Source organism: Ferrimonas balearica (genome assembly GCF_019802085.1).
GTDB lineage: Bacteria > Pseudomonadota > Gammaproteobacteria > Enterobacterales > Shewanellaceae > Ferrimonas > Ferrimonas balearica_B.
In genome coordinates this window covers 641,124-655,279 of sequence record NZ_JAHVHV010000002.1, presented here as the reverse complement: position 1 = coordinate 655,279, position 14,156 = coordinate 641,124, and the positions used below count along the sequence as shown (strand labels likewise).

Annotated in this window: 12 protein-coding genes and 2 tRNA genes; all 14 read right to left on the bottom strand. The window is 61.8% G+C overall.

The window, feature by feature from the left end; genetic code table 11:
• Positions 1 to 115 precede the first annotated feature (115 nt).
• The 14 genes from nlpI to glmM all read right to left on the bottom strand — a co-directional run bounded on the left by nlpI (position 116) and on the right by glmM (position 14,147).
• Positions 116 to 1,027: a lipoprotein NlpI gene (nlpI, locus tag KUV81_RS11365; RefSeq protein ID WP_222543973.1), complete on the bottom strand. Its 912-nt coding sequence runs from the start codon at positions 1,025 to 1,027 to the stop codon at positions 116 to 118.
• A 99-nt stretch (positions 1,028 to 1,126) separates the two neighbouring features.
• Positions 1,127 to 3,223, bottom strand: a complete 2,097-nt coding sequence (gene pnp, locus KUV81_RS11360) for a polyribonucleotide nucleotidyltransferase (protein ID WP_222543972.1) — start codon at positions 3,221 to 3,223, stop codon at positions 1,127 to 1,129.
• Between the two features lie 171 nt (positions 3,224 to 3,394).
• Positions 3,395 to 4,426 carry a TRM11 family SAM-dependent methyltransferase gene (locus KUV81_RS11355; RefSeq protein ID WP_222543971.1) on the bottom strand — a complete coding sequence of 344 codons (1,032 nt, stop codon included), beginning with the start codon at positions 4,424 to 4,426 and terminating at the stop codon, positions 3,395 to 3,397.
• A gap of 137 nt (positions 4,427 to 4,563) precedes the next feature.
• Positions 4,564 to 4,833 (bottom strand): 30S ribosomal protein S15, encoded by a 270-nt coding sequence (rpsO, locus tag KUV81_RS11350; RefSeq protein ID WP_222543970.1) that lies wholly within the window; start codon positions 4,831 to 4,833, stop codon positions 4,564 to 4,566.
• 91 nt (positions 4,834 to 4,924) lie between these two features.
• Positions 4,925 to 5,869: a tRNA pseudouridine(55) synthase TruB gene (truB, locus tag KUV81_RS11345; protein ID WP_222543969.1), complete on the bottom strand. Its 945-nt coding sequence runs from the start codon at positions 5,867 to 5,869 to the stop codon at positions 4,925 to 4,927.
• The gene (rbfA, locus tag KUV81_RS11340) at positions 5,869 to 6,273 is read right to left on the bottom strand and encodes a 30S ribosome-binding factor RbfA (RefSeq protein ID WP_222543968.1); all 405 of its coding nucleotides are present in this window, start codon (positions 6,271 to 6,273) and stop codon (positions 5,869 to 5,871) included. Before rbfA ends, truB begins: the two co-directional genes overlap by 1 nt.
• 46 nt (positions 6,274 to 6,319) lie before the next feature.
• Positions 6,320 to 8,974 (bottom strand): translation initiation factor IF-2, encoded by a 2,655-nt coding sequence (gene infB, locus KUV81_RS11335; RefSeq protein WP_222543967.1) that lies wholly within the window; start codon positions 8,972 to 8,974, stop codon positions 6,320 to 6,322.
• Positions 8,975 to 8,999: 25 nt separating this feature from the next.
• Complete coding sequence (gene nusA / locus KUV81_RS11330) at positions 9,000 to 10,502, bottom strand: transcription termination factor NusA (RefSeq protein WP_222543966.1); 1,503 nt, start codon at positions 10,500 to 10,502, stop codon at positions 9,000 to 9,002.
• Positions 10,503 to 10,529: 27 nt separating this feature from the next.
• Positions 10,530 to 10,985 (bottom strand): ribosome maturation factor RimP, encoded by a 456-nt coding sequence (gene rimP, locus KUV81_RS11325; RefSeq protein ID WP_222543965.1) that lies wholly within the window; start codon positions 10,983 to 10,985, stop codon positions 10,530 to 10,532.
• 323 nt (positions 10,986 to 11,308) lie between these two features.
• A tRNA-Met gene (locus tag KUV81_RS11320) sits at positions 11,309 to 11,385 on the bottom strand.
• Positions 11,386 to 11,468: 83 nt separating this feature from the next.
• A tRNA-Leu gene (locus KUV81_RS11315) sits at positions 11,469 to 11,554 on the bottom strand.
• A gap of 27 nt (positions 11,555 to 11,581) precedes the next feature.
• Positions 11,582 to 11,902: a preprotein translocase subunit SecG gene (gene secG, locus KUV81_RS11310; protein ID WP_222543964.1), complete on the bottom strand. Its 321-nt coding sequence runs from the start codon at positions 11,900 to 11,902 to the stop codon at positions 11,582 to 11,584.
• A 7-nt stretch (positions 11,903 to 11,909) separates the two neighbouring features.
• Complete coding sequence (gene tpiA, locus KUV81_RS11305; protein ID WP_222543963.1) at positions 11,910 to 12,692, bottom strand: triose-phosphate isomerase; 783 nt, start codon at positions 12,690 to 12,692, stop codon at positions 11,910 to 11,912.
• Between the two features lie 126 nt (positions 12,693 to 12,818).
• Positions 12,819 to 14,147 (bottom strand): phosphoglucosamine mutase, encoded by a 1,329-nt coding sequence (gene glmM / locus KUV81_RS11300; protein WP_222543962.1) that lies wholly within the window; start codon positions 14,145 to 14,147, stop codon positions 12,819 to 12,821.
• Positions 14,148 to 14,156: the final 9 nt, after the last annotated feature.

Sequence of the window (14,156 nt, the reverse complement as noted above, 5' to 3'; positions counted from 1 at the left end):
GGTCAACGACTAACCATAGCAAAACCCTTGGTTTTCGCCCCTTGGCCCGAGTAGGCGCCCGGACGCCCTTCGCCGGGCAATAAAAAAGCCGCCTGACGGCGGCTTGAGCTTGGCTTCACTGAGCGGCTTGCGGGGGCTGGGACTCCGCTTGTTGCAGCGACTCCTCGGCAATCTCCCGCATCTCCACCAGGGCGTAGCGGTGTTCGACGAACTCGTACACGTTGGTGGCCAGGGCCAGCTTGTAGAGGTTGATCGCCTCGCTGGGCCGTCCCTGGAGTCGGGCCTGTTTGCCCAGGTAGAAGTAGGCTTCACAGAGGCGCTCCGCCAGCTCCCGTTGGCTTCTCACCCCGTCCCGGCTGCTGGCCAGCAGCGCCGCGGGCTCCACCCGATCGAGGTAAAGATCCACCAGCGAGGTGGCCCAGTTGGCGTCATCCAGCTGGGTGCGGTTGTACCCCAGACGGGCCAGGGCGGCCTCGGGGTCGACTTCGCGCTCCGCCAGATAGAGCCAGATCACCCGGTAGGGATCGTCCTGATCGGCGAGGAAGAAGGTTTCCAGGTCCGCCACCGCCAGTTGGGGCCGGCCGCCGTAGTAGAGGGCGATCCCCCGGTTGAGGTAGGCGTAGCTGTACTGGGGGTCCAGCTCCATCACCGCATCGAAGGCCTCGTAGGCCTGGTCGAACTCCTGGGCCTGGGTGTAGTAGATCCCCATGAAGTTGTAGACGTCGGGGAAGCCGGGCTGCAGCTGCAGGGCACGACTGAAGTCGATGCGCGCCAGGGTGCGCAGTCCCACGCTGTCATAGCGGATCCCACGGTCGTAGAGGAAACGGGCCCGCTGCTCGTCCGTCAGATCCGGCACCTGCAGCAGCTCGGTCAGCTTGGCCAGGGCGATCTCCACCTGGGGATCCGGCTGCTGGGGCGTGACCAGGGGCAAGGTGGGGTTCCGCTCGCTCTGCTGACCGGTACTGGCACAGCCCCCCAGGGCCAGAGCCATCGCCGTCAGCAACGGGATCCATCGTGTTTTGCTCATCAAGTTCGGGTTCCTTACCTTGCGTCTCTCAGCACAGTCTAACCAAGTGGCCGAGAGAAAAAAGGGAGCCTGAGGCTCCCTTATAAAACGGCGTGGCGTTTACTCGGCGGCCGGCTTGGCTGCCGCTTCCTTGATGGAGAGACGGATGCGGCCCTGACGGTCCACTTCGATCACCTTCACGTCCACTTCCTGACCCAGCTCCAGGTGCTCGGAAACGTTGTTGATGCGCTCCTCGCAGATCTGGGAGATGTGCACCAGACCGTCTTTGCCCGGCAGAATGTTGACGAAGGCACCGAAGTCGACGATGCGAACCACTTTGCCCTTGTAGATGCGGCCCTCTTCCACGTCGGAGGTGATCTCCTCGATGCGGCGGATCGCCTCTTTGGCGGCGGCGCCATCGGTGGAGGCCACCTTGACGGTACCATCGTCTTCGATCTCGATGGTGGTGCCGGTCTCTTCGGTCAGGGCACGGATGGTGACACCGCCCTTACCGATCACATCACGGATCTTGTCCGGGTGGATCTTGATGGTGGTGATACGCGGCGCGTGGTCGGACAGCTCAGCACGGGCACTGGGCAGGGCCTCGTCCATCACACCCAGGATGTGCACCCGGGCTTCGAAGGCCTGCTTCAGGGCGATCTGCATGATCTCCTGAGTGATGCCTTCGATCTTGATGTCCATCTGCAGGGCGGTCACACCTTCACGGGTACCGGCCACTTTAAAGTCCATGTCACCCAGGTGATCTTCGTCACCCAGGATGTCGGACAGCACGACGAAGTTCTCGCCCTCTTTCACCAGACCCATGGCGATGCCAGCCACGGAGGCCTTGATCGGCACACCGGCGTCCATCAGGGCCAGGGAGGTACCGCATACGGAAGCCATGGAGGAGGAGCCGTTGGACTCGGTGATCTCGGACACCACACGAACGGTGTAGGGGAACTCCTCGGCGGTGGGCATCACGGCCTGAACGCCACGCTTGGCCAGTTTACCGTGGCCAATCTCGCGACGCTTCGGCGAGCCCATAAAGCCGGTCTCACCCACACAGTAGGGAGGGAAGTTGTAGTGCAGCATGAAGCGGTCGGTGCGCTCACCCACCAGCTCGTCGATGATCTGGCCATCGCGCTCGGTGCCTAGGGTGGCGGTCACCAGGGCCTGGGTTTCGCCACGGGTGAACAGGGCGGAACCGTGGGTGCGGGGCAGCACGCCCGGCAGCACGGACAGGGCACGGATCATCTTGGTGTCACGGCCGTCGATGCGCGGCTCACCAGCGATGATGCGGCCACGAACCACGGACTTCTCCAGGCTGCTCAGCATGCCACCGATTTCAGCTTCGTCCTGCTCCGGGTTTTCGGCCAGGATCGCCTCTTTGGCAGCGGCTTTCACGGCGTTGATCTTCTCGATGCGGGCCATCTTGTCGGTGGTGGTGTAAGCATCACGCATACCGTCGGTCGCAACCTCGGCAACCTTGGCTTCCAGATCCAGGTTTTTCTCCGGGGCAGTCCAGTCCCAAACCGGCTTACCGGCTTCGGCTTTCAGTTCGTTGATCGCCTGGATCACGGTCTGCTGAGCCTGGTGACCGAACATCACGGCACCCAGCATCACCTCTTCGGACAGCACCTCGGCCTCGGACTCCACCATCAGCACGGCGCTTTCGGTACCGGCGACGACCAGATCCAGCTGGGAAGTCTTCAGATCCTCAACGGAGGGGTTCAGCAGGTATTCACCGTCACGGTAACCCACGCGAGCACAGCCGATGGGGCCATTGAAGGGGATGCCGGACAGGGACAGGGCGGCGGAGGTGCCGATCATGGCCACCACGTCGGGGGAGACGGCGGGCTCAACGGAAACCACGGTGGCCACGACCTGGACTTCGTTCATGAAGCCTTTGGGGAACAGCGGGCGAATGGGGCGGTCGATCAGACGCGCGGTCAGGGTTTCCCCTTCGGCCGGACGACCTTCACGCTTGAAGAAACCCCCCGGGATCTTACCGGCGGCGTAGGTCTTCTCCTGGTAGTTCACGGTGAGGGGGAAGAAGTCCTGACCCGGGTTAACGGATTTCTTACCTACCACACTCACCAGAACGGTGGTGTCGCCGATGCTGGCCAGAACGGCGGCGTCGGCTTGACGGGCGATAACGCCGGTTTCCAGGGTGACCGTGTGCTGGCCGTACGGGAAGCTCTTAATGACGGGATTCACTGGCTGATTCCTTAACTCGTTTTTTACCTTGAAATTCGCCCGTTAGTATACTTCAAACCGCCCTGAAAGATAGCTAAGCGGGGGCGCTGGCTAAGAAAAAGTCTGCCCCGGGGCCATGGGCACCGGGGCAGTTGGGTACAGTCAGGTCAAAAAGGGCGGTCATCCCGTCCCCTAGGCCTTCACCGCCAGGATCAGGTTGCGATTGATGGACTGGTCCACCCGGTGCAAAAAGCCGGTGTAGGGCGGGGTGTCGAGCACCTCAAACCCCTGGTGCGCCAACAGTTCGGCCACCTCTTTCCATTTCATGGTGAACTCATTGAAGGACAGGGCCAGGGCGCCGCCGGATTTGAGTCCCTGGTGCCAGCCGGGCAGGGCCTCCTCGAGCAGGGTCAGGGCGCTGCGGTCCAGCTTGGTGTCCTTGGCGTTTTTGCTGCCGTGCTGGACGCCGTAGGGCAGGTCTGACACCAGCAGGTCGCAGCTGTTGCGCTTGAGCAGCCACTGGGCCTGGCGGGTGTCGGCACCACACAGCTTGAACTGCTGCACCCGGCCGGCGGCGTAATCCGCCTTGTCCGCGGCGGTCTCGATCACCAGCTGATCCGCCACCTTCTTGCCCTTGGCGTCGTTGCGCTTGGCCTTAACCAGCTTGTGCTTGTACTTGCCGGTTTTGAGAAACTTCACCATGTAGGCCTGGATCTCCTGCACCCACTTGGTGTTGATCTCTATCCCCTCCACGTCAAACCCGTGAATGAGCCCCTCGTAGAGGGTGGTGCCCTTGCCGCACATGGGATCCACCAGGCGCAGACGCTCACTGCCGGTGCGGCAGGCGCTGTGGGCCAGGTTCACCATCAGGCGGGTGAACTGCTCGTTGGTTTTGCCGGTGTATTTGAGGATTTGACTCAGGCTTTCGGGGAAGTGCTGCCACTGCGGCGCTGCCACCGGGCTCAACCGACCGTCCTCATGGATCTGGAACAGGGCGTAGAACAGCGATGCGGCGGCCAGGGCTTTGAGGGCCTCCCCCTCGATGGCCTGGTCGGTCTCGAAACTGATGCAGGCGGGCAACCCCAGGGTCAACTCGGTAAAGCGCCGGAGGGTGATCCCCTGCCCTGCCATGATGGCCTCGATCTCGTGATTGGCCACCGCCAGGGCGGTCTGGAAGTAGATCCGGTTGTGGCCGGGATGGGCCAGGATGGCGTAGTGAAACATGGACGGGGCTCCGCAGGCTCGAGAGGGGCACAAACTACCAATACCTTAGCGGACAGGCAACGGCGGTCCCCAAAAGGCGGACGACGGACAAAAGAAAAGGGCGCCTGACGGCGCCCTTTTCCCAAACTTGGCTCGACTTAGCGACGCAGACCCAGCTTGGCGATCAGCTCCTGGTAGCGAGCAACGTCTTTGCGCTTCAGGTAGTCCAGCATCTTACGACGCTGAGCAACCATGCGCAGCAGACCGCGACGGCTGTGGTGGTCGTGGATGTGCTGCTTGAAGTGATCTTGCAGGTGGTTGATCTGGTAAGTGTGCAGAGCGATCTGAACTTCCGGGGAACCGGTGTCGTTTTCGCCGCGGCCAAACTCAGCCAGGATCTTTGCTTTTGCTTCTGCGCTTAGTGACATAGTCATATCTCCAAAAAATGCGTAATTCGCTCCGGGCCGATCACTAACTCAGCTCGAAGGCGCGACATTGTAGCGGGTTCCCTAACCCAACTCAACCTTGCTGGAGGTTGATCAGGCGCTTGGGGGCCACCAGGCCGTCATCGTCGATGGCGCCGAGGCCCACAAACACCCGCTGCTCGCCCACGGTCAGGCGTACCGAGCCCTCCTGGGGCGCGCCGGGGATCTGCACCGGCTGGCCCTGCAGCAGGTAGCTGGCCACCAGCTCGTTCATGTTCACCTCCGGTAGCGTGGCCACCGCGGTGTCCATGGGCAGCAGCAGGGGATCCAGCAGCTCCTTGGGTTTGCGCTCCTGATCCAGCGCCTGGTCCAGCAGGTTCTGGATCTGCTCCAGGGTGACCATGCGGGCGTAGGGGTAACCGGCCACCTGGGTGCGTCGCAGTGCCGTGACGTGAGCGCCACAGCCCAGCACTTCCCCGAGGTCGTCGACGATGGTGCGGATGTAGGTGCCCTTGGACACGTGCACGTCCAGCTCCACCTCGTCGCCATCAAAGCGGTTGAGCACCAGCTCGTACACATTGATGGGGCGGGCCTCCCGGGGCACCTCGATGCCTTCCCGGGCGTACTTGTACAGGGGTTGGCCCTGGTACTTGAGCGCCGAGTACATGGAGGGCACCTGCATGGTCTCCCCACGGAAGCCATCCAGAGCGGCATTGAGCTGATCCAGGGTGACGCTCACCGGACGCTCCGACACCACTTCGCCGTCGGCGTCACTGGTGGTGGTGCGCACCCCCAGCTTGGCCACCACGACGTAGCGCTTGTCCGCTTCCAGCAGGTACTGGGAAAACTTAGTGGCCTCTCCCAGGCAGATCGGCAGCATGCCGGTGGCCAGGGGATCCAGGGCACCGGTGTGACCGGCCTTGGCGGCGTTGTAGATGCGCTTGACCTTCTGCAGGGCGTCGTTGGAGCTGATCCCCGCCGGCTTGTCCAGCAGCAGCACGCCGTCCACCGGACGGCCCCGTTGTCGACGGCGACCCATTACTGCTGCTCCTCGTCGTCTTCACGACCGAACTTGTCCGCCTTGGCCTCGTCTTCGCTGCGGGCCTGGCTGACCAGGCTGGCCATGCGAATGCCCTCCACCAGGGACTTGTCGTAGGTGAAGCGCAGCTCCGGCATCACCCGCATCTTGACCTGGGATGCGGCCAGGGTGCGGATCTGGGGGGCCAGCTCCAGCAGCGCGTCCATCTGACGCTTGACCGATTCCGGGCTGTCGTCCAGGAAGGTGACAAACACCTTGGCGTAGCCCATGTCCCGGGACACCTCTACCGCGTTTACGGTCACCATGCCCAGGCGGTCATCGCGGATCTCCCGCTGGATGATCATCGCCAGCTCGCGCTGGAGCTGCTGGCCGACGCGGCGGGCTCGACTGAATTCTCTTGCCATAAACCTCTACCAAAAAGAGGGGCCGCAGCCCCTCTTGTCTGTCTCTTTACAGTGTGCGTTTCACTTCGACGGTTTCGAACACTTCGATCTGGTCGCCGACCTTCACGTCGTTGTAGTTCTTCACGCCGATACCACACTCCATGCCGCTGCGCACTTCCTGGACGTCGTCCTTGAAGCGGCGCAGGGATTCCAGTTCGCCTTCGTAGATCACCACGTTCTCGCGCAGTACACGGATCGGGGCGTTACGCTTCACGATGCCCTCGGTCACCATACAGCCGGCCACGGCGCCGATCTTGGGCGACTTGAACACGTCACGCACTTCCGCCAGACCGATGATCTCCTGCTTGAACTCCGGCGCCAGCATGCCGCTCATGGCCTGCTTCACTTCGTCGATCAAATCATAGATCACGCTGTAGTAGCGCAGGTCCAGGTTCTCGTTGTCCACGGTGCGACGGGCCACGGCATCGGCACGGACGTTGAAGCCCACGATGATGGCGTTGGAGGCGGCCGCCAGGGAGGCGTCGGTCTCGGTGATCCCGCCCACGCCACGACCGATGATGTTGACCTTCACCTCGTCGGTGGAGAGCTTCACCAGGGAATCGGCGATGGCTTCCAGGGAGCCCTGCACGTCGGCTTTCAGTACCACGTTCAGTTCGGAGACGTCGCCGGCGGTCATGTTGGTGAACATGTTCTCCAGCTTGGCCTTCTGCTGTCGTGCCAGCTTCACTTCGCGGAACTTGCCCTGACGGTGCAGCGCCACTTCACGGGCCTTCTTCTCGTCCCGTACCACGGTGGCTTCGTCACCGGCGGCCGGTACACCGGACAGGCCGAGGATCTCCACCGGAATGGAGGGGCCGGCTTCCTCAATCACCTTACCGTTCTCGTCACGCATGGCGCGCACCCGGCCGTACTCCAGGCCACACAGAACGATGTCACCCTGACGCAGGGTGCCTTCCTGAACCAGTACGGAGGCCACCGGGCCGCGGCCCTTGTCCAGGCGGGATTCGATTACCACGCCGCGGGCCATGCCCTCTTTGCGGGCGGTCAGCTCCAGTACTTCGGACTGCAGCAGGATGCCTTCGAGCAGCTCGTCGATGCCCATGCCGGACTTGGCGGAAACGTGGACGAACATGTGCTCGCCACCCCAGTCTTCCGGGATCACCTCGTGCTGGGACAGCTCGGTCTTCACACGATCCGGATCCGCGGTTTCCTTATCCATCTTGTTCACCGCCACTACCAGGGGCACACCGGCCGCCTTGGCGTGTTGGATCGCCTCAATGGTCTGGGGCATAACGCCGTCATCGGCCGCCACCACCAGAACCACGATGTCGGTGGCCTTGGCACCACGGGCACGCATGCTGGTAAAGGCGGCGTGACCCGGGGTATCCAGGAAGGTGATCATGCCGTTGTCGGTTTCGACGTGGTAGGCACCGATGTGCTGGGTAATGCCACCGGCCTCACCGGAGGCCACCTTGGCGGCACGGATGTAATCCAGCAGAGAGGTCTTACCGTGGTCAACGTGACCCATGATGGTCACCACCGGAGCACGGTCAACGGTTTCGGCTTCGGTATCCCGATCCGCCATTACCGCGTCTTCCAGTTCGTTCTCGTTGCGCAGCACCACCTTGTGACCCATCTCTTCGGCCACCAGCTGGGCGGTCTCCTGATCGATCACCTGGTTGATGGTCACCATGGAGCCCATCTTCATCATGGTCTTGATGATCTCGGTGGCTTTCACCGCCATTTTGTTGGCCAGCTCGGCCACGGTGATGGTTTCGCCGATCTCAACGTCACGGACCACTTTCTCTGCCGGCTTCTGGAAGCCGTGCTGCATGGTGGACGGGGCGCGAACGCCGCGCTTGCCGCGACCGCCACGGCGGTCGTTACGACCACCCGGGCCACGATCGCCGGCCGCTTTCTTCTTGCGGCGGGGGCCACTGCGCTCGGCCTTGGCGTCCTGCTGATCTTCCGCAGCACGGGCCGCGGCGGAGGTGGTCACGTGGTAATCCCCGGACTTCTCCTGTTCCTTACGCTTGGCTTCCTCTTCGGCCCAACGCTGGGCGTTCTCTTCGGCCAGACGCTTGGCTTCCTCGGCTTTTTGCTGGGCTTGCTCTTCAGCCTTACGTGCGGCTTCGGCTTCCTGGGCTTGTAACAATGCTGCTGCCTCTTTCTTGGCTTGCTCTTCGGCTGCCACGGCCTCGGGGTCGGCTTTGGCCTCTTCCGCTTTACGCTTGGCTTCCGCTTCACGCTGGGCCTTCATTTCGGCGTCGCGCTTGGCTTTCTCTTCGGCATCGCGCTTGGCTTGGGCGGCGGCTTCGCGCTTGGCCTGCTCTGCCGCTTCACGTTGAGCGAGCTCTTCGGCTTCACGCTGAGCCTGTTCCTCTTTGGCCCGCTCTTCGTCCAGCGCGCTGCGCTTGACGTAGGTTCGCTTCTTACGCACCTCGACCTGGACCGACTTGCTCTTGCCGCCGGTGCCGGCCACGTTCAGAGTGGAGCGGGTCTTGCGCTGCAGGGTCATGCGGGTGGGCTCGGATTTGCCACCGTGCTGCTCAGAGAGGTGAGCCAGCAGCTTCTGCTTCTCCTCCTCACTGACGCCGTCGCCCGCTTTTTTGCTGATCCCTGCTTCGGCAAATTGGGCCAAAAGTCGATCAACCGGCTTGCCCACTTCAGTGGCCAGCGCTTCTACGGTTTTCGCTGTCATTCTTTCAATTCCTCCGTTGACCGACTCAGGCGTCTTCGCCGAACCAGCAAATGTTACGAGCCGCCATGATCAGCTCGCCGGCTTTCTCTTCGCTCAGTTCTTCGATATCGCTCAGATCGTCGATACCCTGATCGGCAAGGTCTTCCAGAGTCACCACCCCACGGCTGGCCATTACAAAGGCCAGGTGGCGCTCCATCCCCTCAAGGTTAAGCAGGTCGTCCGCCGGCTCAGCGCCATCCAGCGCTTCCTCGGACGCCAGGGCTGCGGTGGTCAGAGCCGCCTTGGCCCGCTCACGCAGCGCCTCCACGGTCTCTTCATCCAGCCCTTCAATTTCCAGCAGTTCGTTCACCGGTACGTAGGCGATCTCTTCGAGGCTGGTGAAGCCTTCGTCCACCAGCACCTCGGCAAACTCTTCATCGATGTCCAGGGCCTCCATAAACTGGGTCACCATCTTGGAGGACTCGGCCTGATGCTTCTCCTGCATCTCTTCGGTGGTCATCACGTTCAGTTCCCAGCCGGTCACCTGAGAAGCCAGGCGCACGTTCTGGCCGTTACGACCGATGGCCTGGGCCAGGCTGTCCTGCTCGACGGCCACGTCCATGGACTTGGCATCCTCGTCCACCACGATGGAGGAGACGTCTGCCGGGGCCATGGCGTTGATGACGTACTGGGCGCTGTTTTCGTTCCACAGCACGATGTCGATGCGCTCACCGCCGAGCTCGCCGGAAACGGCCTGAACCCGAGCACCGCGCATGCCGACACAGGCACCGACGGGATCGATGCGCTTGTCGTTGGACTTCACCGCAATCTTGGCGCGGGAGCCCGGATCCCGGGCAGCGCCCACGATCTCGATCATCTCTTCACCAATCTCCGGCACCTCAATACGGAACAGTTCGATCAGCATCTCGGGGCGGGAGCGGGTCAGGAACAGCTGAGAGCCACGGGACTCCAGGCGCACGGAGTGCAGCAGGGCGCGAACCCGATCGCCGGGACGGAAGTTCTCCCGGGGCAGCATCTCTTCACGGAACAGCACCGCATCGGCGTTGTTGCCCAGATCGATGATGACGGAGTCACGGTTGACCTTCTTCACCACGCCGGTGATCAGCTCACCCTCTTTGTCCTTGAACTGCTCCACCACCTGGGCACGCTCGGCTTCGCGCACTTTCTGCACGATCACCTGCTTGGCGGTCTGGGTGGTGATGCGGTCGAAGGTGATGGACTCGATCTGCTCTTCAACAAAATCGCCCACCTCGATGCTCTCGTCCTCTTCCATGGCGCGGGCCGCGGAGAGGAACACCTGGCGAGTGGGGACTTCCATCTCGGCGTCGTCCTCAATCACCTCCCAGCGACGGAAGGTATCGAACTCGCCGGTTTTCTGATCGATGGCCACACGGACATCAATCTCAAGCTCTTGCTTTTTCTTGGTCGCGGTCGCCAGGGCGAACTCCAGCGCCTCAAAAATCTTTTCCCGGGGCACCGCCTTCTCGTTGGACACCGCCTCGGCAACTAACAGGATCTCTTTGCTCATCGTCAGCCTCGTTTCACCCTGAAACCATTAAAACTTATGGATCAGGTGGGCCTTCTGCACATTGGGCAGGGCCAGCACCTGATCGCTATCATTGTGTCGCAGTGTCACCATGTCGCCCTCGACGGCGACAATCTCTCCCTGCCACTTTCGCTTTCCATCCATGGGCATGTTCAGCACCAGCACCGCTTCATTGCCGATGTAGCGCTCGTAATGCGCAGCGGTAAACAGGGGCCGGTCCAGCCCGGGAGAGGAGACCTCCAGGTTGTATTCCGTGCTGATGGGATCTTCCACATCCAGCACGGCGCCCACCTGGCGGCTGACGGCAGCACAGTCGTCGACGGTGATGCCGTTCTCGTGTTCGATAAACAGGCGCAGAGTGGAGTGGTTGCCCGCGCGGACAAACTGGATCCCCCACAGCTGGTAACCCAGAGCCTCAACCGGCTCGGTGAGCATCTCAGTCAGGCGCTGTTCCATTGTTGACATGGGTTTCCCCTCTAAAACAAAAAAAGGGCTAAAAAGCCCAGTCACCCGACTATCTAGGATAGCCAAACCCTAGGGGCCAGATAACAAAAAACCCCGGTTTGAAACGGGGCTTTAAGATGACTGAACCCTGTCCTGATGCGGCTTTCGCATCGACGCTCACAGCGCCACCGTCCTCGCCACGGTTTCTTTGTCTTTCGACAAGGCTCAATGGCCGCGAGGCGGTATCCAAACCGGGCAGTCAGGTTTCGATACCGGCAATTCCTATCGACAGTGCCGCTGAGCAGTGGCGACACTCTCTTCACACTAAAGTGATGATGGGAAAGTGGTTGCGGGGGCCGGATTTGAACCGACGACCTTCGGGTTATGAGCCCGACGAGCTACCAGGCTGCTCCACCCCGCGTCAATATCGGCGAACAGTATACCGGGGCCGGTAAGCTGACGCAATATTCGCTGGAAAACCGGAACTTCCGACTTTCCGAAAAATGGTGCCGAGAGCGGGACTTGAACCCGCACGAGCATAGCTCACCACCCCCTCAAGATGGCGTGTCTACCAATTCCACCACCTCGGCACAGAGTTAACTGATTCTTTTGCGTGTTCAGTTAGGCACGTCGCCGGCCGGCACATCGTCGGCAGGCTGTTCCACAACGGGAACATTGATTTCGTTCCACTCTTCGGTGGGCTTGGCGGAGTGGGCAGACATGCGACCCAGCACCAGGCTCAGTACGAAGAACACGGTTGCCAGTACGGCAGTCGTGCGGGTCAGGAAGTTACCTGAACCACTGGAACCAAACAGAGTGGCAGATGCGCCGGCACCGAAAGAGGCACCCATGCCTGCACCCTGGCCCTGCTGAATCAGTACCAGGCCAATGATGCCCAGCGCTACCAGCAGGTAAACAACCATCAGAATCTCGAACATTTTTCGCTCATTCCGCTTCTGAGGCGATGCGACACAGCGTTGTAAATTCGCTGGCGTTTAAGCTCGCACCGCCGACTAATCCACCGTCGACATCCGGCTGGGAAAACAGGTCCGCCGCGTTGCTGGCTTTGACACTGCCTCCGTAGAGGATTCGGATGTTCTCACCGATATAGGGAGAGACTTCCGACAGCCGGCGACGGATGTAGGCGTGCACTTCCTGAGCCTGCTCAGGGGTGGCGCTCTTTCCGGTGCCGATGGCCCACAAGGGCTCATAGGCAATCACCGCGTTATCGAAGGCCAGGGTGCCATGCTTGTTGATCACGGCGTCCAACTCTCCGGCAATCACCTCAAAGGTGCGGTTCGCTTCGCGAGCCGGGAGGGACTCCCCCACACAGAGGATCGGGGTCAATCCCATCTTCTGCGCCATGGCGAATTTATCCGCCACGATATCGCTGGTCTCTCCGTACATACGACGGCGTTCGGAGTGACCGATGATAACATAGTTGCAGCCGAATTCTTTAAGCATCCTGCCGGAGGTTTCCCCGGTGTAGGCACCGAATTCGTGGTGGCTTAAGTTCTGGCCACCGAGCCGAATGAGGCAATCGGACAACTCGGCACGATTGGCTTCATACTGCTGCTGCACGCCGTCCAGATAGATGCTTGGCGGACAAAGGACAACTTCAACGGAATCATCCTTGAGCTGGCGAAACTTTTCGAACAGCTCTTGCGCCAGCTGTCGACTGCCATCCATTTTCCAGTTGGCAGCCACCATAGGGCGTCTGAGGGCCATAGACATCTCCTGTGAAAGCGGGCGAGATAATATCTAACTGACCTGTAAGTTACAAGGCATATTAGCGACAATTCCAGCGGGCCCAAACCGTTCGCGCAAGGAATGTGCAACCCGTCGAGAACTTGGTCATTTCACGCTATTGGCGATCCCCTGGGCCAGGGTCTGCACCAGGGTGGCGTCGGCGCCCTCCACCATCACCCTCAGCACCGGTTCGGTGCCGGATTTTCGCAGCAGCACCCTCCCCTGGCCGGCCAGGGTGGTTTGCGCCGCCTGCTCTGCGGCCCTCAGTTGCGGGTCTTTCAAGGGATCCTGCCCCCCCACCTGGTAGGGCACGTTGATCAGCACCTGGGGCCACAGAGGGCACTCGGCCACCGCTTGAGCCAGGCTCTGACCGCTGCGCAGCAGCGCCGCCACTACCAGCAAGGCGGCCACGATGCCGTCCCCGGTGGAAACGTGGTCCAAGTCCAGCAGATGGCCCGAGCTTTCCCCGCCCAGGCGCCACCCGCGCTCCTTGAGGGTTTCCATCACGTAGCGATCGCCCACTTTGGCCCGGGTAAAGGGCAGCCCCATCTGTGCCAGCCGCTGCTCCAGCGCCATATTGGTCATTAGGGTCCCCACCACACCGCCAATGGCCCGCTCTCTTTGCTGGGCGTCTTTGGCCAGGACATAGAGAAGCTGATCGCCATCGACCACCTGGCCGGTGGCGTCCACCATGATCAGGCGATCGCCATCGCCATCCAGTGCAATGCCGAGCTGGGCCTGCTCGGCCACCACCCGCTGGGCCAGTGCTTCGGGGGCGGTGGCGCCCACACCGTCATTGATGTTGAGGCCGTTGGGACTCACCCCCAGGGTGTGGACCTTTGCCCCCAACTCACTGAACACCGCCGGGGCGATGTGGTAGCCGGCACCGTGCGCACAGTCGAGAACCAAATTGACGCCCGACAGGGTCAACTCCCCGGGGAAGTGACTCTTACAAAACTCGATGTAGCGCCCGGCGGCATCGTCAATGCGGGTGGCCTTGCCCAGTCGATGGGATTCGGCGCATTCGATGGGTTGAGCCAGCATCGCCTCGATGGCCAGCTCGATGTCGTCCGCCAGTTTGGTGCCATCGGCGGAGAAGAACTTGATGCCGTTGTCGTAGTAGGGGTTGTGGGAGGCACTGATCACCACGCCCGCTTCGGCCCGGAAGGTCCGGGTCAGGTAGGCGATGGCGGGGGTGGGCATGGGCCCGGTGAGCGCGACATCCACCCCTGCGGCACTGAAGCCGGCTTCCAGCGCCGACTCCAGTAGGTAGCCACTGATGCGGGTGTCCTTGCCGATCAGCACTTTTCGCGTCCCTCGCGAGGAGAGCACCTTGCCCGCGGCCCAGCCCAGCCGCACCGCGAACTCTGGGGTGATCACCCCTTCGCCAACCCGCCCGCGGATCCCGTCCGTTCCGAAATAGGCCCTCGCCATGGCCACCTC